The following is a 23,132-nucleotide window of genomic DNA, read 5'->3' on the forward strand; positions in this document are numbered from 1 at the left end:
ATGGTCGAACCGATCGCCGTTTCCAATCGATCGCGTCCCCTAGCGAGTAGGAGAATTAGGCGGCATTTGCACAGAAGAAAATGAAATCAAGTACGGAATAGAGTTTCCAATCGATCGCGTCCCCTAGCGAGTAGGAGACTCATGAAAAAAGCTGAATCTCAGGCAAGACGCAGGTTTCCAATCGATCGCGTCCCCTAGCAAGTAGGAGATTAAATTTTTAAAGATATTAGTTATTTGCACTTAAGTTTCCAATCGATCGCGTCCCCTAGCGAGTAGGAGAGGCAAATCCTTTAACCCTAACTGGTATAGAGGCTGTGTTTCCAATCGATCGCGTCCCCTAGCGAGTAGGAGATCGATCTACTGTCTCAGCATAATTTTTTTGATTCAAGTTTCCAATCGATCGCGTCCCCTAGCGAGTAGGAGATTTAGCCAGACAAACAGCAATAGTTTTAGTTGAAAAACGTTTCCAATCGATCGCGTCCCCTAGCGAGTAGGAGATGCTGAGTGCGCTACTGAATGTATGGATATGTGTGGTGTTTCCAATCGATCGCGTCCCCTAGCGAGTAGGAGACCTCTTGGATTCCGTAAAGATATTCACGCCACTGACTAAAGTTTCCAATCGATCTCGTCCCCTAGCGAGTAGGAGAAACTTCTCAGATGATGTCCCCAGATTTGCCGAGGTACTGTTTCCAATCGATCGCGTCCCCTAGCGAGTAGGAGATGGAATGTTGCCTGCTATACAAGCTGAACTGAATTTGAGTTTCCAATCGATCGCGTCCCCTAGCGAGTAGGAGATATCGACAATCCACCAGTGGGTACGACCTTATCTGAGTTTCCAATCGATCGCGTCCCCTAGCGAGTAGGAGATATTGTGCGAAACTGTGACTCATCAATTGAAAAACTGGCTTGTTTCCAATCGATCGCGTCCCCTAGCGAGTAGGAGAAAAATTAAGGCGATCTCGAAGGCTTTTGTGGTGGGGTTTCCAATCGATCGCGTCCCCTAGCGAGTAGGAGAACGAAGATAACCGCTATTTCAGCATTGACGCTGATTTCGTTTCCAATCGATCGCGTCCCCTAGCGAGTAGGAGATGTACAACCGTCTACAAGCAGCAATCAGCCGTGAGGTTTCCAATCGATCGCGTCCCCTAGCGAGTAGGAGATTTTACTATTGACAACATGCTTACGAAATTACCCTTGTTTCCAATCGATCGCGTCCCCTAGCGAGTAGGAGATGATGGTTGGTGTATTTGGTTTTGAGTCTATGGAAAATATTGTTTCCAATCGATCGCGTCCCCTAGCGAGTAGGAGAAAGCACAGTCAGATTATGAATAAAGGCGGCTTCTTGACCTTGTAGTTTCCAATCGATCGCGTCCCCTAGCGAGTAGGAGAAGAAGTTTGAGCCTATCCCTAGCCGTGGCAATACTCAACTGGTTTCCAATCGATCGCGTCCCCTAGCGAGTAGGAGAGAAAAAGAAGAAGACACTGATGTAGCTCCTACCAATGTTTCCAATCGATCGCGTCCCCTAGCGAGTAGGAGATATCTCAGGCTTAGCTATTGATTTATTTGATGGGCTTTGTTTCCAATCGATCGCGTCCCCTAGCGAGTAGGAGACAACGCCCTTCGCTGGCAAGAAGCCGAATCGATTAAGTTTCCAATCGATCGCGTCCCCTAGCGAGTAGGAGAAGTTAAGCGAGTAGCTTTCACGCGCAAATTTAACCTGTTTCCAATCGATCGCGTCCCCTAGCGAGTAGGAGACCGTTTATGATTCCGTTGGCTGCCGCTGTAATCGGATTGTTTCCAATCGATCGCGTCCCCTAGCGAGTAGGAGATCGATCCCGATCTTTATATAGGCAATGGGATTTTAAGTTTCCAATCGATCGCGTCCCCTAGCGAGTAGGAGATCATCCTCATCAACCTCCGCTTCAGCAGTTTTTTGGTTTCCAATCGATCGCGTCCCCTAGCGAGTAGGAGAGGGGAAGACGACTTACAGTACCCATGCGGTAATACTGTTTCCAATCGATCGCGTCCCCTAGCGAGTAGGAGAAACACCAACCTTCCTGAATATGTTGGTGTAGGTTTGCGGTTTCCAATCGATCGCGTCCCCTAGCGAGTAGGAGAACGACCGCTCAATTAAATCACTGTAAATTTTTAGTAATTGTTTCCAATCGATCGCGTCCCCTAGCGAGTAGGAGATTTGTTTATCGTGAATAAAGAAAATACAAACCCTTTGCGCGTTTCCAATCGATCGCGTCCCCTAGCGAGTAGGAGATTCGTTGCTGAGGTTAATCGCGGTCGTGTTGAACTTCGTTTCCAATCGATCGCGTCCCCTAGCGAGTAGGAGAAGAAGAATTTGGGCTTGACGATCTGCCTAGCTATGTTTCCAATCGATCGCGTCCCCTAGCGAGTAGGAGAGTTGACATTAAATTCAGAAGACAGCTTAGTATCATTGGGTTTCCAATCGATCGCGTCCCCTAGCGAGTAGGAGATTAAAGAAGGGTTTGGGCTTGACGATCTGCCTAGCTGTTTCCAATCGATCGCGTCCCCTAGCGAGTAGGAGATGCTACTTCCGCTCTCTATCTCAGCGTCAGCTTAATGTTTCCAATCGATCGCGTCCCCTAGCGAGTAGGAGACTTGCAGTTTGGTTGTTACAGTCTTCTGGTTTTTTGTTTCCAATCGATCGCGTCCCCTAGCGAGTAGGAGATTGAAAGGGTGCTTGATCCTTGGCAGCGATCGGCTAAGAGTTTCCAATCGATCGCGTCCCCTAGCGAGTAGGAGACTTAGAGTTTGATTTTGGTTCTGATCAGTTTGATGTGTTTCCAATCGATCGCGTCCCCTAGCGAGTAGGAGAACGATATTGCAGACGCTCCTCACGGAATTATTTTTGGTTTCCAATCGATCGCGTCCCCTAGCGAGTAGGAGACTGGTACGTTCCTCTCCAAGAAGCCAAGATCGGCGGTTTCCAATCGATCGCGTCCCCTAGCGAGTAGGAGACATCAATATCGCCTTCCAAGAAAGTAGTAGTCACGAGTTTCCAATCGATCGCGTCCCCTAGCGAGTAGGAGATCGTCAACTAATTTAGTAACTGTACTGTTATGACAGCCGTTTCCAATCGATCGCGTCCCCTAGCGAGTAGGAGACTCAATAAGAAGCAAGCCCCCACCTTTAGGACTATCAGCGGTTTCCAATCGATCGCGTCCCCTAGCGAGTAGGAGAAAAGAGTCTGCAAAAAGAACCGCTAAACGAGAAACTGGTTTCCAATCGATCGCGTCCCCTAGCGAGTAGGAGACAGTGATCGGGTGTAGCTTGATTGGATCTTGGTCAGTTTCCAATCGATCGCGTCCCCTAGCGAGTAGGAGAAGTGAAGCGGATTAAAAGACCTACGGTGGGCTTTGTCTTTGGGATTAGTTTCCAATCGATCGCGTCCCCTAGCGAGTAGGAGATTTACAGTATGGTGATATGCATTCTGTTAAACGTTTAACAGTTTCCAATCGATCGCGTCCCCTAGCGAGTAGGAGACTGTGCATCCAATCGAATTGGAAACGGTAACAGAATAAGCACCGTTTCCAATCGATCGCGTCCCCTAGCGAGTAGGAGATGAAAGGCTTGCAACATTTACTGCTGATGGGTTTGGTTTCCAATCGATCGCGTCCCCTAGCGAGTAGGAGAAGTTAAAGAAGAGTTTGGGCTTGACGATCTGCCTAGCGTTTCCAATCGATCGCGTCCCCTAGCGAGTAGGAGATCAAATTACAAAGAAGCAAATCGAAACCATTGTTTCAGCAGTTTCCAATCGATCGCGTCCCCTAGCGAGTAGGAGAATTCTTAACGCTGTGTACGGGCGCAATACTGCCGCCTTGTTTCCAATCGATCGCGTCCCCTAGCGAGTAGGAGATGGGCGTTGCAATCTAAGAAAAAGAGGGTAAGGGCATGAGGTTTCCAATCGATCGCGTCCCCTAGCGAGTAGGAGAAATTTGTATCGGGGTGCAATTTCGGCAATATCAGCAAATCCTGTTTCCAATCGATCGCGTCCCCTAGCGAGTAGGAGACCAAGTAACCATCAGTCACTCAAGGAATATTGTATATGCAATGTTTCCAATCGATCGCGTCCCCTAGCGAGTAGGAGAGCAATTTGTGGGCGAATTGTTTCCTATATGGAACAGCCTAGTTTCCAATCGATCGCGTCCCCTAGCGAGTAGGAGAATCTTTGCTTCCATAGGCGATCGCCTTGCACCTAACATTGTTTCCAATCGATCGCGTCCCCTAGCGAGTAGGAGACCATGAACGACAAGGCGGTGGAGCATTACAAAAAGGCCGTTTCCAATCGATCGCGTCCCCTAGCGAGTAGGAGAGCTTTTCTGGAAGCAGAACGCAATGCTAACGCTAAGTTTCCAATCGATCGCGTCCCCTAGCGAGTAGGAGACAAAAAGAAATGGATGAAGTGGGACAATGCAGCAGACAAGGTTTCCAATCGATCGCGTCCCCTAGCGAGTAGGAGACAAGTTTGGCAATCCTACAAATATCATTAAATCTTTTAGTTTCCAATCGATCGCGTCCCCTAGCGAGTAGGAGATAGGTCATCGTCACATCGATAGAATGACTGTACTTGGGTTTCCAATCGATCGCGTCCCCTAGCGAGTAGGAGAAGTACAGTGACGGGACAGTAAATAGTCATGACCTTTCGTTTCCAATCGATCGCGTCCCCTAGCGAGTAGGAGAATGGTGCAGCGGTGGATCATTGATCAGTTCAAACATTGTTTCCAATCGATCGCGTCCCCTAGCGAGTAGGAGATTTGGAAATCACATTGGAAGGGTTTTTATATTGTCCGTTTCCAATCGATCGCGTCCCCTAGCGAGTAGGAGATTACATCACCTAGCCATGCTTCCTCCACACTTCCGCCGTTTCCAATCGATCGCGTCCCCTAGCGAGTAGGAGAGCGACCGCGGGTCGGCGGCCGCGCCGCCGCCGCGGTGTTTCCAATCGATCGCGTCCCCTAGCGAGTAGGAGACACTATTGAGGAGGCTGCTAAACTTACGGGCGCTACTAGTTTCCAATCGATCGCGTCCCCTAGCGAGTAGGAGAGCGCACCTTATAAAGAAGGACGCGCAACATTCAAAGAAGTTTCCAATCGATCGCGTCCCCTAGCGAGTAGGAGATTGCTTTATAATCTTACCGGTTCTGGTATCATAACGGTGTTTCCAATCGATCGCGTCCCCTAGCGAGTAGGAGACTTCTCAGCCTTGATGACCTGATTGACCGTCTATCTCGCGTTTCCAATCGATCGCGTCCCCTAGCGAGTAGGAGATCCTAAATATGAAGTCGTGGAAATCCAGAAAGTTGGCAAGTTTCCAATCGATCGCGTCCCCTAGCGAGTAGGAGAAGCATTTTGTTTTCATCCTTTCTAACTCATCAAGCCATGTTTCCAATCGATCGCGTCCCCTAGCGAGTAGGAGATTATATCCATCAACTATTGTTGAATTAGGATGGGTAGTTTCCAATCGATCGCGTCCCCTAGCGAGTAGGAGAATAATAAGCAAAAGACTGAGGCTAAACAGTCTTTAGAAGTTTCCAATCGATCGCGTCCCCTAGCGAGTAGGAGAGCCAAATGTCTAACAACAAGTGGTACTACTCTATCAGTTTCCAATCGATCGCGTCCCCTAGCGAGTAGGAGATTAAGGAGTAAATTATGCCACTGTATTTTTATCTAAGTTTCCAATCGATCGCGTCCCCTAGCGAGTAGGAGAGAGGTGACAAGTGATTGCTTGGAATTTCCTGCTTATTGTTTCCAATCGATCGCGTCCCCTAGCGAGTAGGAGAAAAAATAACCACACAGGATTGATTTATAAAGCTGAGTGGTTTCCAATCGATCGCGTCCCCTAGCGAGTAGGAGAGTCAATCAAGACCATCTACAAAATGCTATCGGAGCAGCTGTTTCCAATCGATCGCGTCCCCTAGCGAGTAGGAGAAAACAGCAAAGCTAGGCTTTATTACAAAACCTAGGTTTCCAATCGATCGCGTCCCCTAGCGAGTAGGAGAACATGTAATTGGCGCTAGTTTGTGTTGGCCTATTGTTTCCAATCGATCGCGTCCCCTAGCGAGTAGGAGATGATGCTCTTAAACTACTTAAGTCATTCAATGACAACAAGTTTCCAATCGATCGCGTCCCCTAGCGAGTAGGAGATAGTAACTCCTTGTTGAGCCTTTCTTTGAGCCTTACGTTTCCAATCGATCGCGTCCCCTAGCGAGTAGGAGAATAAGATTAGAAGGATTAACAATGTTAGAGAAGTGTTTTAGTTTCCAATCGATCGCGTCCCCTAGCGAGTAGGAGACAAATACTTTCTCGTTGGGCATAGCTGCGGTAAGTTCGTTTCCAATCGATCGCGTCCCCTAGCGAGTAGGAGATTTAGACTGTCCATCTTTCAAGAACTTGTTGCTATCATTGTTTCCAATCGATCGCGTCCCCTAGCGAGTAGGAGAAAAGGCTTATAATGAGTCTAAAGATGATATTTTATGTTTCCAATCGATCGCGTCCCCTAGCGAGTAGGAGAGCTGAAGACAAGAAATTGTCTGATGCATTGCTTCTTGTTTCCAATCGATCGCGTCCCCTAGCGAGTAGGAGATAACCTTAGCCCTAGCACCATCAGTGGTTCTACCATGTGAGTTTCCAATCGATCGCGTCCCCTAGCGAGTAGGAGATTTATGTAGTTTTAATGATTATTTGATGGAACGCTGTTTCCAATCGATCGCGTCCCCTAGCGAGTAGGAGAGCGATCATTGAAGTCGCAAGGTCGCAACGCAGCAGTTTCCAATCGATCGCGTCCCCTAGCGAGTAGGAGAAAGACTAGTAATTGAACTACAACCCATCTCAAAAGCAGAGTTTCCAATCGATCGCGTCCCCTAGCGAGTAGGAGAAGTGTCTGTGCTAAGCCAATGGTATCTCTTATCTACAGTTTCCAATCGATCGCGTCCCCTAGCGAGTAGGAGATAATGATGACAACTCTCGCGAGATTGTCGTTTACTTGTTTCCAATCGATCGCGTCCCCTAGCGAGTAGGAGAAGTGCTAGGTCAGATGTTCCCGCCTACGGACACAGAGTTTCCAATCGATCGCGTCCCCTAGCGAGTAGGAGACTAGCAAGTCCTATGAGCAACTAATGATGGGATATCGTTTCCAATCGATCGCGTCCCCTAGCGAGTAGGAGACACCCATGAATGATACTCTTCGGCTACCGATGTGCCCATGTTTCCAATCGATCGCGTCCCCTAGCGAGTAGGAGATAAAAACTATCCTTTGATTTCACAATACATTCCCAGCATTAAAGTTTCCAATCGATCGCGTCCCCTAGCGAGTAGGAGAACCTCAACGGTTGTATCAAAGGAGTGCTTACGCAACACGTTTCCAATCGATCGCGTCCCCTAGCGAGTAGGAGAAGCTGGTGATGATGTTGTGATTGTCTCTGCACCAACTATTGTTTCCAATCGATCGCGTCCCCTAGCGAGTAGGAGAGAGGCTGAGCTTGAGGACATTACTGAGCAGTTTGCCGTTTCCAATCGATCGCGTCCCCTAGCGAGTAGGAGAATGAACTTGTGGACTTACTAGGTGACGAGAACACAGACCGTTTCCAATCGATCGCGTCCCCTAGCGAGTAGGAGAACATCTTTGAGGCAGAGTCGTACGACAAGGTCTTGTTTCCAATCGATCGCGTCCCCTAGCGAGTAGGAGACCAGTACGTCCTAGCCGAGTAGCTAATGGTATCGCTAAGTTTCCAATCGATCGCGTCCCCTAGCGAGTAGGAGAAGCACACTCACTTAGTCACTGCTTATCTACCCAGTTGGTTTCCAATCGATCGCGTCCCCTAGCGAGTAGGAGAATTATACTTCTCATAAACACCAACACTGATTGTCAGTTTGTTTCCAATCGATCGCGTCCCCTAGCGAGTAGGAGAACAGATGGAGAAGGTGTTTCTCCATCTCTTAGATGTTTCCAATCGATCGCGTCCCCTAGCGAGTAGGAGAATAAATTCATCAATGTATTAGTAATGTTTGTTGCGTTTCCAATCGATCGCGTCCCCTAGCGAGTAGGAGATCGAACTATACCTTTTTGATATAACTTTGCCTTCTGTTTCCAATCGATCGCGTCCCCTAGCGAGTAGGAGATTAGATTTATGGCATTCTTTATATAATAAAAACTATGTTTCCAATCGATCGCGTCCCCTAGCGAGTAGGAGATGTTAGTTATGTAACATGTAATGAAGCCTACATTGAGTTTCCAATCGATCGCGTCCCCTAGCGAGTAGGAGATTATTAGATATAGATCTCATAACCTTTCTAAGAAAACCAGTTTCCAATCGATCGCGTCCCCTAGCGAGTAGGAGACTTTTAACAAATACAAAATACAATTATGAAATTATGTTTCCAATCGATCGCGTCCCCTAGCGAGTAGGAGACCTTCTTTATAAATATAAAAGAAGGTGAGATTTTTTATCAAGTTTCCAATCGATCGCGTCCCCTAGCGAGTAGGAGATTATAAAGAGTTTAAGATGGAGATACAACAAGACTTGCAAGTTTCCAATCGATCGCGTCCCCTAGCGAGTAGGAGAATAACCCTAACATCAGGGCATTACATCCCTTTTAAGTTTCCAATCGATCGCGTCCCCTAGCGAGTAGGAGATAATAAGTTGTAGTTTAACATTTTATTACTTCAAGTGTTTCCAATCGATCGCGTCCCCTAGCGAGTAGGAGACTGGTAAACAGTCTGCTAATGCAGCATTGATTGGTGATGTTTCCAATCGATCGCGTCCCCTAGCGAGTAGGAGACTAAGACTGTAACTCCTATCTATCAACCCACACCTGTTTCCAATCGATCGCGTCCCCTAGCGAGTAGGAGATCTGTTGGTTCATTTGAAAGCTATAAAATGAAGGGTTTCAGTTTCCAATCGATCGCGTCCCCTAGCGAGTAGGAGAAGCAAAACAAAGGTCAATTAGCATATGAGTTATGTCCAGTTTCCAATCGATCGCGTCCCCTAGCGAGTAGGAGAAATTATATTAGTTATATAAAAACAGTTTAAACAGCAACGTTTCCAATCGATCGCGTCCCCTAGCGAGTAGGAGATAACTACACTCATGTGGAGGTAGTCGGTATGTAATATAGTTTCCAATCGATCGCGTCCCCTAGCGAGTAGGAGAATGTTTAATGTTGTATTTATGTTGTTAATATAAACTGTTTCCAATCGATCGCGTCCCCTAGCGAGTAGGAGATCCTATTGTTACACTAGAGTTAATATATGTGTTAGATGTGTTTCCAATCGATCGCGTCCCCTAGCGAGTAGGAGAACCTTTCCTATATGCTGAAGCTATTGAGCTTTATGGTAATGGTTTCCAATCGATCGCGTCCCCTAGCGAGTAGGAGATGCCTTGAGTGATGAACCACCTTAGCAGCTCTTCCCGTTTCCAATCGATCGCGTCCCCTAGCGAGTAGGAGAAAACTTAAACGTGAAATGGGATGCTCACACCCACTGGAGTTTCCAATCGATCGCGTCCCCTAGCGAGTAGGAGAAAACAAACGCCCTGGAGTAGCTTTATAGCTAAGGTTTCCAATCGATCGCGTCCCCTAGCGAGTAGGAGAGAGTCAAGGTCGCACTGCTGCACAGAATATTGGAGGGTTTGGTTTCCAATCGATCGCGTCCCCTAGCGAGTAGGAGAAGCATCTACCACACCCCATAACTCACGGGGTACTCTGTTTCCAATCGATCGCGTCCCCTAGCGAGTAGGAGACTCTGTCTACACCAGTGGCAGACATCACTTGCACTTGTTTCCAATCGATCGCGTCCCCTAGCGAGTAGGAGACTAACTTTTGGTATCACACCATAGCTTCTAGGGCTGTTTCCAATCGATCGCGTCCCCTAGCGAGTAGGAGAGCTAAGGCACAAGCTGAAGTTAAACAAGCTAATCTGGATCTTGTTTCCAATCGATCGCGTCCCCTAGCGAGTAGGAGACTATACATTCTAAAAGGTTCTCAAAGAGAAGCCTAAAAGGTTTCCAATCGATCGCGTCCCCTAGCGAGTAGGAGACCTTAAGATAACCGAGTTCAGGTATATCTTTAGTGTTTCCAATCGATCGCGTCCCCTAGCGAGTAGGAGAACCCCGTGCTAGACTGTTGATTGCAGAAGTATCTCCTGGTTTCCAATCGATCGCGTCCCCTAGCGAGTAGGAGATTGTATCGCCGTCATTTGGAGTCTTAGAAACTCATGTTTCCAATCGATCGCGTCCCCTAGCGAGTAGGAGAAAAATTAAAGACGGTTCGGGTTATATTGCTGCCATCTGTTTCCAATCGATCGCGTCCCCTAGCGAGTAGGAGATAAATGCTCCTTGGCCAGTAGACTTAGAGTTTCAAATATGTTTCCAATCGATCGCGTCCCCTAGCGAGTAGGAGACTTTAGTGTCAAAACCACCATAGCGGATAGGTTCACATCGTTTCCAATCGATCGCGTCCCCTAGCGAGTAGGAGAATGATGACGATGACAGCGAAACGCGATACCCTCTCGAATCGTTTCCAATCGATCGCGTCCCCTAGCGAGTAGGAGACTAAACTCACAGGTGCAACCAATGTAGCAAGGGCGCAAGGGTTTCCAATCGATCGCGTCCCCTAGCGAGTAGGAGAATGAGCTTTTCGACATCGATGTACGAGATGTCGATGTTTGTTTCCAATCGATCGCGTCCCCTAGCGAGTAGGAGAATAGAGTACTCCCATTTCCAATGGCACAGTTCATAAAGTTTCCAATCGATCGCGTCCCCTAGCGAGTAGGAGATTTGTACCCTCAGTACGCGTGTGCTGGATAGCAACGATGTTTCCAATCGATCGCGTCCCCTAGCGAGTAGGAGACATAAACAAATCACATATAATCTAACCTTTACAGCATAGTTTCCAATCGATCGCGTCCCCTAGCGAGTAGGAGATAATAGTGAACCACCTAACACATAGTTCTTGAACTCTTTAGTTTCCAATCGATCGCGTCCCCTAGCGAGTAGGAGAACCAAATCGGAATACCCTCTTTGCCAATGTCTTATAGTTTCCAATCGATCGCGTCCCCTAGCGAGTAGGAGACACTCAAATCTTGTACATGACGATAGCTGTCACTTTCGTTTCCAATCGATCGCGTCCCCTAGCGAGTAGGAGAGTTGTCACACCCACTTACACCTACACAGGTTTCATGGGTTTCCAATCGATCGCGTCCCCTAGCGAGTAGGAGACTGTAGAGTGTCGCGCATACGGGATTTCTTCAACACCTGAAGGTGTTTCCAATCGATCGCGTCCCCTAGCGAGTAGGAGAATATCAACACCACTAACATGCGCCAACAGTGAGAGTGTAAGTTTCCAATCGATCGCGTCCCCTAGCGAGTAGGAGATGCGCGATCACAAGGTTCTATTGCTGAAAACATCGTGGTTTCCAATCGATCGCGTCCCCTAGCGAGTAGGAGATTAACTGGTAAACAGATTGTGGCGTGGGCTGACCAAATTGGGATACCAGTTTCCAATCGATCGCGTCCCCTAGCGAGTAGGAGATTCGCTGGTTGTTAGAAACAAAGATGGCTGAATACCTGTTTCCAATCGATCGCGTCCCCTAGCGAGTAGGAGACAGCGTTGGTAAAGCTTTTTACAACCGTGCCAAGGTTTCCAATCGATCGCGTCCCCTAGCGAGTAGGAGACTCAACTTTCGTGTTCGACTCTTGGAAGGTTGCTAATAAGGGTTTCCAATCGATCGCGTCCCCTAGCGAGTAGGAGATGTTGAAGCAGTGCATTGGATTGCAGACAACTTCAGTTTCCAATCGATCGCGTCCCCTAGCGAGTAGGAGAACTCTACAGGTACGCGTGTGTCTTGCACACGTAGGGTTTCCAATCGATCGCGTCCCCTAGCGAGTAGGAGATGCTTTTTAGCAGGTGGCTCTTGGAAATCGATGTTAAGTTTCCAATCGATCGCGTCCCCTAGCGAGTAGGAGACGGAATAAGCTTGAATCAACTGTTTCGCCTTGTTGTTTCCAATCGATCGCGTCCCCTAGCGAGTAGGAGACGGATAGTAACGAAACGAAACTCGCGGCTGATTGCTGGTTTCCAATCGATCGCGTCCCCTAGCGAGTAGGAGACCCATGATTACACCAAAAGAACAGACGGAAGTTTGTAATGGTTTCCAATCGATCGCGTCCCCTAGCGAGTAGGAGAAGCCTTCTTCTTAACTGAGTCAGCTAAGTCAGTACCTAGTTTCCAATCGATCGCGTCCCCTAGCGAGTAGGAGAAATAGCTTTTACAGAGTTACGAAAACCTTTATTGTCAAGTTTCCAATCGATCGCGTCCCCTAGCGAGTAGGAGAAAGGGAAAAGTATGTTGAAGTTAGACCAAGCTTGTGTTTCCAATCGATCGCGTCCCCTAGCGAGTAGGAGATTGGTATAGGTGCAGCTACAAAAGCTTATGTTGTTGCAGTTTCCAATCGATCGCGTCCCCTAGCGAGTAGGAGATGGTCTAACTCTTTACCGAGCGCTTTATCTGCTTTAGGTTTCCAATCGATCGCGTCCCCTAGCGAGTAGGAGATTAGCGAAGTCACGCCTGAAGTCGATAAGTGTCTTGGTTTCCAATCGATCGCGTCCCCTAGCGAGTAGGAGAATGTTAGAGTTGATATTAGCAATTAACTTTGTCTCGTTTCCAATCGATCGCGTCCCCTAGCGAGTAGGAGATCTCTACTGCTCAACCATGTGTATAGTTCGTCAGGTGTTTCCAATCGATCGCGTCCCCTAGCGAGTAGGAGACTCTCTCACAATGAGACGAGTGAGTCTCATGATGAGAGTTTCCAATCGATCGCGTCCCCTAGCGAGTAGGAGATACATTACTTGTCAGACCTCTTGCACCTGTGGTAGTGTTTCCAATCGATCGCGTCCCCTAGCGAGTAGGAGATCTTCTCGTTGAACAGCACAAACTCAGGGCTAACCGTTTCCAATCGATCGCGTCCCCTAGCGAGTAGGAGATCGTCCTCACTTTGGGCATGTCGGTGTGCATAACATTGTTGAGGGTTTCCAATCGATCGCGTCCCCTAGCGAGTAGGAGATTCCATGTGAGGTACTAATACTATCTGTGCACCATGTTTCCAATCGATCGCGTCCCCTAGCGAGTAGGAGATGTGACCTATGTGCCAGCGTAGCGAACCTCTTAACAGTTTCCAATCGATCGCGTCCCCTAGCGAGTAGGAGATGTCACACAAAGGTTTTTTTGTTCTGAAGTTTAGGGTTTCCAATCGATCGCGTCCCCTAGCGAGTAGGAGAACACATATCGATGTATTAGCCAGCGTAGCGAACCAACCCGTTTCCAATCGATCGCGTCCCCTAGCGAGTAGGAGATATAGGTGCTGTCTCATCATGAGACTCACTCGTCTCGTTTCCAATCGATCGCGTCCCCTAGCGAGTAGGAGAGTTGACCTCAAGTGATTCAATCTCTGTCTCCAACTCAGTTTCCAATCGATCGCGTCCCCTAGCGAGTAGGAGAATAGTTAGAGAACTCGTCTTCAACAATTAGGAGCCTCGTTTCCAATCGATCGCGTCCCCTAGCGAGTAGGAGACTAGTCAACTCACCCCAAGGACGCTCAACCTTACTCTTATCCTGTTTCCAATCGATCGCGTCCCCTAGCGAGTAGGAGAATAAATGCTCACTAGTTGCGATAGAGTGCATAGCCTTGGTTTCCAATCGATCGCGTCCCCTAGCGAGTAGGAGATCAACATAAACTCAGCACCTTTAGGCAAGAAATCTAGTTTCCAATCGATCGCGTCCCCTAGCGAGTAGGAGAAGTCTCACGCTGCGGTCAAGAGCCTTAAACTTGCGAGTTTCCAATCGATCGCGTCCCCTAGCGAGTAGGAGATAGACAAGTGACCTAACTAAAGATATATAATGCAGAGTTAGTTTCCAATCGATCGCGTCCCCTAGCGAGTAGGAGATTTCTGAGTGGGAAGACTCTACCATTAGGCATTTTGTTTCCAATCGATCGCGTCCCCTAGCGAGTAGGAGAGATATCACATGGTTATAGCTAAGTCTAGCTTCAAGCTTGTTTCCAATCGATCGCGTCCCCTAGCGAGTAGGAGAAGTACATCGCTACCATCTGAGTCGCCATCCTATCCATGTTTCCAATCGATCGCGTCCCCTAGCGAGTAGGAGATGCTACACCAGTGGCTAGACCTGCCGTACTTAACTGTTTCCAATCGATCGCGTCCCCTAGCGAGTAGGAGAATGACCAGTTAAAGCAAATACCTCCAGGCACAGAGCTTGTTTCCAATCGATCGCGTCCCCTAGCGAGTAGGAGACGGCAATAGTGACCTTAACATTATTCCTAAAGACTTTAGTTTCCAATCGATCGCGTCCCCTAGCGAGTAGGAGAAGTCCATGTATGTCTATCTAAAGTAGCTAAGTACGTTTCCAATCGATCGCGTCCCCTAGCGAGTAGGAGATCGATGTGGCAAGGGTGTTTGGTTTGGGTTTGATTATGTTTCCAATCGATCGCGTCCCCTAGCGAGTAGGAGACTCAGCCTGTTGCTGGTGTGGCGCTAAACGACAAGTTTCCAATCGATCGCGTCCCCTAGCGAGTAGGAGAGTATCTCCCACTATCTCAGCGCGACCTTGCTATCAAGTTTCCAATCGATCGCGTCCCCTAGCGAGTAGGAGATGATTACCGATGACTATAGCGCCTTAACTATTCGGCGTTTCCAATCGATCGCGTCCCCTAGCGAGTAGGAGAAAATAATGAACACAAACTAGATAATCGTAGATATGAAAGTGTTTCCAATCGATCGCGTCCCCTAGCGAGTAGGAGAATAGAGCTGTAGGTATGGTTGAGTCGATGGGTAAGCAATGTTTCCAATCGATCGCGTCCCCTAGCGAGTAGGAGACCATTAAGGACATAAGTGTTGGCTAGGGAATTGTACCTAAGGTTTCCAATCGATCGCGTCCCCTAGCGAGTAGGAGAGTTCCATACAAACAAGCCACTTGCTGAAGTGGATTACAAAGGTTTCCAATCGATCGCGTCCCCTAGCGAGTAGGAGATAAACATTGTGCTGGAAGACCACAGTAAGTACAGGGTTTCCAATCGATCGCGTCCCCTAGCGAGTAGGAGATATGGTTTAAGCCGTAGAAAAGGGGGTATTTTACCTCTAGTTTCCAATCGATCGCGTCCCCTAGCGAGTAGGAGATTGAGAGGTATCTGGGGTGATTACACTGCCCTAGATGTTTCCAATCGATCGCGTCCCCTAGCGAGTAGGAGATCCAATGGAGCAAGTGCAGAAGGATAAGAGCAAGGTGTTTCCAATCGATCGCGTCCCCTAGCGAGTAGGAGATGCTTCTAGTTCAGAGCGATGGGCTTCTGAGTATTCCGTTTCCAATCGATCGCGTCCCCTAGCGAGTAGGAGAGTTAAGCCACTTGCGTCATGAAGTGACCATCCAAGTGTTTCCAATCGATCGCGTCCCCTAGCGAGTAGGAGATTACCTCAGCACTAAGGTTACTGGCTTTAACTCAATGACTGGGTTTCCAATCGATCGCGTCCCCTAGCGAGTAGGAGACTCATCATCAACAATGAGAAGTTTCATCCCCTTGTGAGGTTTCCAATCGATCGCGTCCCCTAGCGAGTAGGAGATGGAAATGGAAATCCGCCAGAACCGGTAAGGATTTTAGTTGTTTCCAATCGATCGCGTCCCCTAGCGAGTAGGAGACATTCCTACGCATCGCAAAGGCTTATCACCACAGGGCCTGTTTCCAATCGATCGCGTCCCCTAGCGAGTAGGAGACTAACACAGCCCAGAAAGGATCGGGTGGGGTTTGCTGTTTCCAATCGATCGCGTCCCCTAGCGAGTAGGAGAACAAATTACCGCCAAACCCAATCCGATATCTACCGTTTCCAATCGATCGCGTCCCCTAGCGAGTAGGAGATGGTTTGGGTTTAACTGTAGTTTATTTATTTAATCGGAGTGTTTCCAATCGATCGCGTCCCCTAGCGAGTAGGAGACACTACTGTCTTTGTTGGTGGTAAAGATGACTTCCTTCGTTTCCAATCGATCGCGTCCCCTAGCGAGTAGGAGAAGTTGAGCTAGCTCCTGTCGTGAACATTACTGATGGTTTCCAATCGATCGCGTCCCCTAGCGAGTAGGAGAAACAGCAGAGGCTCAAAAAGAAATTGCAACTAAACGTAAGTTTCCAATCGATCGCGTCCCCTAGCGAGTAGGAGAACAAGTAACCAGCGCCTGTAAGGCGATCCAATTACAATCGTTTCCAATCGATCGCGTCCCCTAGCGAGTAGGAGACCAATAGACTAGCTCTTTAAGGTCAAACACCATAGACCACGTTTCCAATCGATCGCGTCCCCTAGCGAGTAGGAGATATCACGTCAGTTGGCTCAATACCTAGCAACTAAGGTGTTTCCAATCGATCGCGTCCCCTAGCGAGTAGGAGATTTAAGTTGGGATTCCCCAATATTCCTGAAGGAGTTGAGTTTCCAATCGATCGCGTCCCCTAGCGAGTAGGAGATCTAGTAAGTTAGATAATACAAATATCGTACTATGCTAGTTTCCAATCGATCGCGTCCCCTAGCGAGTAGGAGATACAAAGGGTAAATGCAACTGTAATCAAAATTATGTCTTTCATTGTGGTGGGGCTGGATAAGGGCAAGGTGGCAGTGATGGAATAGTATCTTCATCTTCATCCATTACTTTCTCACTCTCAATCTATCAGTTTGTTCTTTAGTTAAGCATATCTCCCCATAAGGAGTACGCACTTCAATCAGTGGCGATTTACATTCAGAAGACTGAACGATAATAGCAAGTATAAAGTTCTCTAGCATTTGTTTTACCTCGTAGGGTTGTGTTTATTATGATGGGAACAGCTAGAATCGAACTAGCAACGGTTCAATGTTCTGGTGTTTCCAATCGATCGCGTCCCCTAGCGAGTAGGAGACGCCTTCAAGGGCATCGTAAAGGGGCATCGCCATTGCCGTTTCCAATCGATCGCGTCCCCTAGCGAGTAGGAGACAGTACCATAAGCCCTGACATTGGGGTGTGGTTGACCGTTTCCAATCGATCGCGTCCCCTAGCGAGTAGGAGAGTACCTATTTTAGCACCCTTTCACCGCCTTGAGTCCAGACATCATTTGCGAACCCTCTCCAATACAACAGTAAAAAAAGCAAAAACAAGACCATAAGAAAACATTAAAACCAAAGCTCAGTATAATATCGAGGGCTAAAACGCAAAAAAAGTGATTCAGCCATGAACACAAACCAATCGCACAGCCAAGATACAAAGCGGCTCAAACCACTACAGAGCTTGGCATCTGAGTAAGAGGAGGCTCCCCCCACACAATCACTTGACCTAAAGTATGTTTAGAAATCGGATAAAACCGCACACTATCCTCATTCACCTTTACCACCTTTATCAAACGAGATCTTAACTCCTCAAACTTACGATCATTTAGAGCACACTCAAACGCACTAAACTGAACCCTCTGCCCATAACCCTCCAACAGATTAAAAACCCGTCTACGCCGCTTATCATCAGAAATATCATAAATCACCACATACAACATCATCTAATCAAATACGGCTTATAACCACCACTCGGATCATACACATAACGCTTAATTTTTCGCACCTGTTCCATCAACAAATCCCAACGCGGCACATCCTCACCCACATCATTCCTTACCCGATCTTCCATCCGCACCAAAAACGTCTTGAGAAACTTCCGCCGTCCCGACTCATTTAAAAAGCAGCCACCATCTCGAAACTCAAAATCATCCACAGCACTCATCATCCCCTGATTTATCAAATACAAAACCAAAGAATCCACAATTGGCGCACGAAATTCCTCAATGATATCCGAAGCCAAAGCAGGATGACGTTCTGAATCTTGATGCAAAAAAGCATAATAAGGATCGAGTCCCTGTATCTCCACCAAAGACAACAAATGATTCCACAACACCATATACCCAAAACTCAACATCGCATTTACAGGATTCCCTGGAGGACGCTTCACCCTACCACCAAACACAAAATCAGAGCGATTCAAACAACCAGCAAAAGCAGAAAAATAGGAAGCCGCCGCCGCACCCTCTACACCCAACAAAGACTCAACATCCACCACCAGCAAAGCCCGATCCGCCAAATAGTTCAAATTCTGCACCACACCATCCAAACCATCCACCGCCCGATTTCTGGCTTGACGCATTAACAAAGTTCTACCATTTAAAATCTTAGCCCGTACAATCTGCCTTGCCATCAATAACCTTTCCATCAACGACAACTGCTGTTGATACCTTGCCAACTGTCGATAACCACGCCCGATCGCCATCACCCGCCCATAACAAAAGCCCATTCTCGATAAATACGCAATGGGAATATCCCGCCGCAAACATTCCCTAATCGCCTGCGTCGTCACCTGCGACTTCCCAAAAATCAACACCTGCTCCAACAAAGGCAACTGCACCTCTTGCAGCACAGTCTGCCCCTGCTTCACCACCAAAAGCTCCTGCGACAAACCCACATAGCAACCCTGCATCGACACATACAAACTTCTCATAAATCTTCCTCCCCCTTTTTAAGGGGGATTGAGGGGGATCATTAATCCCTCTTTCTTAACTCACTACTATCCCGCGCCGCACCCAAACTATCGCGCCCACGCTCATCCCGCAATAGATAGACCAATATGCGATCGCTCACCGTCAAACACCCATAAGTCGCCGCCACAATCAACAGCGTATTCACAATCACCGCAAACAACCCCATCGGCGCAATCAACAAAATCGTCAAACTAATCGCCCCATTCGCCGCCGACACCGAAATATTCCGCACCCGCGCCACCTTATCCGTCAAAAAATACATAACTAACCTCCTAAATAAAAATACTCACAGCAAAACGAGTTGGATTTTACTTCTGACAAAATCCAACCTCAAATAAACATCTAAGGCTGATAAGCAGCAACCTCCGCCATCGCCCTAGCATGGATTTTGGCAAACAAACTCGCCGCCGCCAAAGACCGATACTGCTTCCCCGAGATCGCATTCAAACAACCCAACAACCGCCGCTCCAAATCATCCCGCGATCGAATATCCTCACCCCAAGCCATCAACACACTCCGCTCCGAAATACCACCCAAACGATGAGCAATCACATTCCGTGCCACCCGCGCACTATCCCAAAACACATTAAAATCTATACTCGTAGCCGTACTAGGGATATGTGCCTCTAACAAATCCCGAAAAATATAACCCCTTACCTCCACCTCACTACTTTTTTGCAACTGCTCATCATACCGCCTCCGCAAAGACGGATAGCGCAACAACATACTCGGCTTCAGCAAAGGATACTTCCCATCCCTCGCCACCACATCATCAGGGAAAGTCACCATCACCCATTCCCACAGTCCCCCCTCCACCGCCCGAAAGCTATGCTGCATCGCCTCACTCGTATTCTCCTGTTGTAACCGCACCAAAGCCGTATAAGCCTGCTCATAAGCCATCCACCACCAACTCTCACCCTGCCTCTTCTCAGCATCACTCAAAAAGCTTTTAGCCAAGCGATAAAACTGATCAAACTGCCCTTGATGCCAAGCAATTCCAGCTTTGAGTAAATTCACCAACATAGGCGATCGCTCCGCCAACCCACTCTCCTCCAAATTTGCCAGCGCCGAACCATAATTAAAACCCTCAATCTGCCCCTTCACCACCTTCAAATCAAACTCCCGACGCAACACACCCACATCCGTCTGAAATACCCGCGTCTGATTTTCCTTAATCTCCGTCGGATTCCTTACCTGCCAAACCTGCCCATTCGCCGCATAGCCCGCCGCCTGCAACAAACTAAACGCCGACTTCATCGCAGGAGTCCCCGACGACGCATTAAACTCAATGCGATCGCCCTTCTCCATACTCAAACGCGCCAAATCCAAACCCCGCCTTGCCTCCTGCGCTGCCTTCAGCAAATCCGTCGGATCATTCGACAACTCCCAACTCGCAGGAACCAACTCCACATCACCACCATCAATTCCCAACTCTGACATCAACCATTCCTTAGTTTCCTTAGCACCCGTCGCTGTTCCCTCCGTATAGATTAATATTGCTCTTTTAATTACAGTTCCTTGACTCACCAAAGCCCTAATCAAAGTCACAATTGACCCCTCACCCGTCTTACTCCCAAAAGGATCTTGCTGACCCACAAAAGACAAAACAATACTAGCCATCTCTTAATACCTCTTAAATTCCTGCTTTTACAAAAAACTGCTCAGCCGTCACCGCCAAATCAGTAAACAACTCATCCGTAATTAGGCGATCGCCTCGATAAGTCTCAGGTGGGCGATCGGCAAAAAACACCGTCAAAGTTCTATGCAATGGATTGATTACCCAAACCCTCAATACACCTGCATTTAGATAATCACTAGCCTTCGCCACAAACTCCCTAAAAGTCTGTCCCTCCGACATAATCTCAATCACCAACTCAGGCGGCACAGGACACATCTCATTACCCACATCCGCAGGTAAACGTTCCATCGAGATATACATCAAGTCAGGTACAGGACACCAATCCTGACCATAGCGAGTCAACATAATTCCCCATTCAGGATAAACAAAACCCTTGCCCTCAAATAGATCGCCCAAGTACCGATATAAAACACCCTGAAGGGCTGCATGAAATCTTTTTGGAGACATTTTTTTCACCACTTGACCATCAACAAACTCATACCTATCGTCCGATTCAGGACTCGCCAAAAACTCCGCCAGAGTCATCTTTTTCACTCCATCCGATGTTTCTCCAACATCTTCTTTAACAACAGTAAAAGTCATAACTTTACCTCCTAATAAAATCTAATCGCTATGGTGTGAATTATGCGATCGCGCTACCCTCTCGCAAGGCGATCGATTTAATGGGAACTGTAATACTCATACGCTGAGTTTATCCAAATATGTCCTTTAGAGTCATCACTATCGCAGGAAAAGCGATCGGCGTAAAAGCGTTATCAGGAGAGTCTATTAGGGTTTGTTTGAGATAAGCCTTGCCATTCGGTTGATGATAAATCTCCACAATCTCTCTTTCTACATTAGCAATCCAATATTCTGAGATTCCATATTCAGCATAAAGTCTAAGTTTATTTGTCTGATCGTATCTCAAGCTAAAATCAGCAATCTCGATCAATAACAACACATCTTCTGCTTCAGGAAATTTACCAGCATAAAAGTCATCTCGAGGGCGCAAAATCGCAATATCTGGTTGTGGCTCAGAATAGTTGCTTAAGCGGATCGAATTTTGGGTACTAATAATTCCATTTTCTTTGATATTGCTATGTAGAAAATAATTCATTCGATTGATGGTGGCAATGTGTTTCAACCCAATTGGTGACATAACGACAATTTCTCCATCGATTAACTCCACTCGGCTTTCAGGATGAAAGATACCGACCTTACCCATTTGTTGATATTGCTCTACATCAAATTTATATGTCAGTAATTGCATAGCGATCGCTCCAATTATTTGATAAATCTAGTCTAGCTGTTGGGAATGTTAGCGATCGCCCCAATCTCATCCACCAATTCCTTATGCACCCGTGCCATCAAACTCGCATCATTCCATGTTTTAAATTCTTTCTCATCAGCAATAAAATTCAAAAATTGCCGAATCTTATCTTGCCATTTACCTACAGAGTCAACGAGCCAAAAGCTTAATAGTTGTTCTTCTGTAATTCCCTGAACTTGATGAAAAATGAAATTCCGTCTAGCTAAAATACGCTTTTCTTTATCGTTATCCCAGAAAGTAATAATGTCTTTACACTTTTGTTTGTAATTCTTTCTCTTTTCTTTGAAAATCTTACATAAAGTGCTTAATTCCAAATCAATTCCACCATCTTTTTGAATTTTGTCTCTCAACTTTTTAAGATCGCTACCAGACAAATAGCTTTGGGGATCATTTAAAACATCTGCCTTTAAATAAGGAATATCCTTACTTAAATCTACATATTCATTTTCATTTCCATTAAAAAAATGGTTGCCCCATGCTGCAAAAATTCCTTCAAAAGCCCTGAAACTGTGAAAAAATGCCTCAACAATATTTCCTTGATTTCTACGAATAATCCCTAAATATGCCTCCTCATAAGCAATCCACCAAGCCCATGACTCCTCAAATCTCCCAGTTGCAACATCTCTCAAACTAGGAATAGGTAGATTTTTCATTGCCTCTTTAAACTCATCAAACTTACTCAAATTCCATAACTTGGCAACTTCAAGCAATTTAATAATCTTGTCTGCTTGATCAGGATTGTCTGCTTTCAAACGCTCTAGCTTACCTTTTAGAACAGAAAGGACACTTACATAGTCATAATTGTCCAAGAATTTTTTTGCTTGTTCAATCTGCATCGCCTCAAAATAAGACGAGGATAGATTTAGAGAAGTAACTCCAGTACGTTCATTACTGGTCAAAAAGCTAACGCGATCGCCAAAATTAGAAAGGCTCGCAAATTGTACCGCCGAAGAAATTGCAGGAGTACCCGCCTGATGACTGACAATTACATCATCATTTTTGTCAATCCCCAAACCTGTAAATTTTTCCTGCACTAGCGTAAGTGTGGCATTCCAGTCATCTAAACCATTTTTTTCAGGGGTTAAGTAAACAAACTCAAGCTTAGATGATTGAATATCTTTCTGTTCACTAAAGTATTTTCTGAAAATTGGCTCTAACTTACAAGTATCTTGCCAAAAAGGACTACTGGAAGAAACCTTCCTTTCATCAAAAATATTTTTCTGATCCGTCAGCAAAATAATGATTTGTGTAGGTTGCTTAAGTTCATCATTCAGCTTAGCAACAAAACCTTTTAACAAAGGAAATCTGAGTGTTTCCCAATACTCATCATCATCTAAAGCATCTTCATAGAAAGTGCCTAAAGCTCTAGCAGGAAGAGCAAAGAGAGTCTCTTCATTATTGTTATTCTTAGGTAACGGAGACACCTCAAACTGATCGTAGACTTGTCCAAGCCTTTTCTCTCGTCTCAAATCTTCCCAATCATTTTTTGATGACATCACAACATCACTATTGCCTGTCGTCACAATCCAAACTACTGCCATAATGCTAATCTCCTAACAGG

Annotated in this window: 7 protein-coding genes and 1 CRISPR repeat array (1 of these 8 cut by a window edge); all 7 genes read right to left on the reverse strand. The window is 46.7% G+C overall.

Going from position 1 to position 23,132, the window contains the following annotated elements:
- Window positions 1-16,616: direct repeats of the CRISPR family, unit length 36 nt; unit sequence GTTTCCAATCGATCGCGTCCCCTAGCGAGTAGGAGA; it begins 943 nt to the left of the window's first position.
- 699 nt (window positions 16,617-17,315) lie between these two features.
- The 7 genes from cas2 to ABM313_RS07580 all read right to left on the reverse strand — a co-directional run bounded on the left by cas2 (window position 17,316) and on the right by ABM313_RS07580 (window position 23,112).
- Entirely contained in the window at window positions 17,316-17,594 is a 279-nt protein-coding gene (cas2, locus tag ABM313_RS07550) for a CRISPR-associated endonuclease Cas2 (protein WP_434687038.1), read from the reverse strand.
- Entirely contained in the window at window positions 17,591-18,583 is a 993-nt protein-coding gene (gene cas1, locus ABM313_RS07555; protein ID WP_434687039.1) for a CRISPR-associated endonuclease Cas1, read from the reverse strand. Before cas1 ends, cas2 begins: the two co-directional genes overlap by 4 nt.
- Before the next feature lie 41 nt (window positions 18,584-18,624).
- On the reverse strand, window positions 18,625-18,885 hold the full coding sequence (csx18, locus tag ABM313_RS07560; RefSeq protein ID WP_434687040.1) for a CRISPR-associated protein Csx18: 261 nt from the start codon (window positions 18,883-18,885) through the stop codon (window positions 18,625-18,627).
- Window positions 18,886-18,965: 80 nt separating this feature from the next.
- Window positions 18,966-20,243: a hypothetical protein gene (locus ABM313_RS07565; RefSeq protein ID WP_434687041.1), complete on the reverse strand. Its 1,278-nt coding sequence runs from the start codon at window positions 20,241-20,243 to the stop codon at window positions 18,966-18,968.
- A gap of 13 nt (window positions 20,244-20,256) precedes the next feature.
- Window positions 20,257-20,844, reverse strand: coding sequence for a Uma2 family endonuclease (locus ABM313_RS07570; protein ID WP_434687042.1), 588 nt, complete (start codon window positions 20,842-20,844; stop codon window positions 20,257-20,259).
- Window positions 20,845-20,953: 109 nt separating this feature from the next.
- The gene (locus tag ABM313_RS07575) at window positions 20,954-21,511 is read right to left on the reverse strand and encodes a Uma2 family endonuclease (RefSeq protein WP_434687043.1); all 558 of its coding nucleotides are present in this window, start codon (window positions 21,509-21,511) and stop codon (window positions 20,954-20,956) included.
- 32 nt (window positions 21,512-21,543) lie between these two features.
- Window positions 21,544-23,112, reverse strand: coding sequence for a hypothetical protein (locus tag ABM313_RS07580; RefSeq protein ID WP_434687044.1), 1,569 nt, complete (start codon window positions 23,110-23,112; stop codon window positions 21,544-21,546).
- Window positions 23,113-23,132 lie beyond the last annotated feature (20 nt).

It is taken from the genome of Pseudanabaena minima str. Chao 2107 (assembly GCF_051131155.1).
In the GTDB taxonomy this organism is placed as follows: Bacteria; Cyanobacteriota; Cyanobacteriia; order Pseudanabaenales; family Pseudanabaenaceae; genus Pseudanabaena; species Pseudanabaena minima.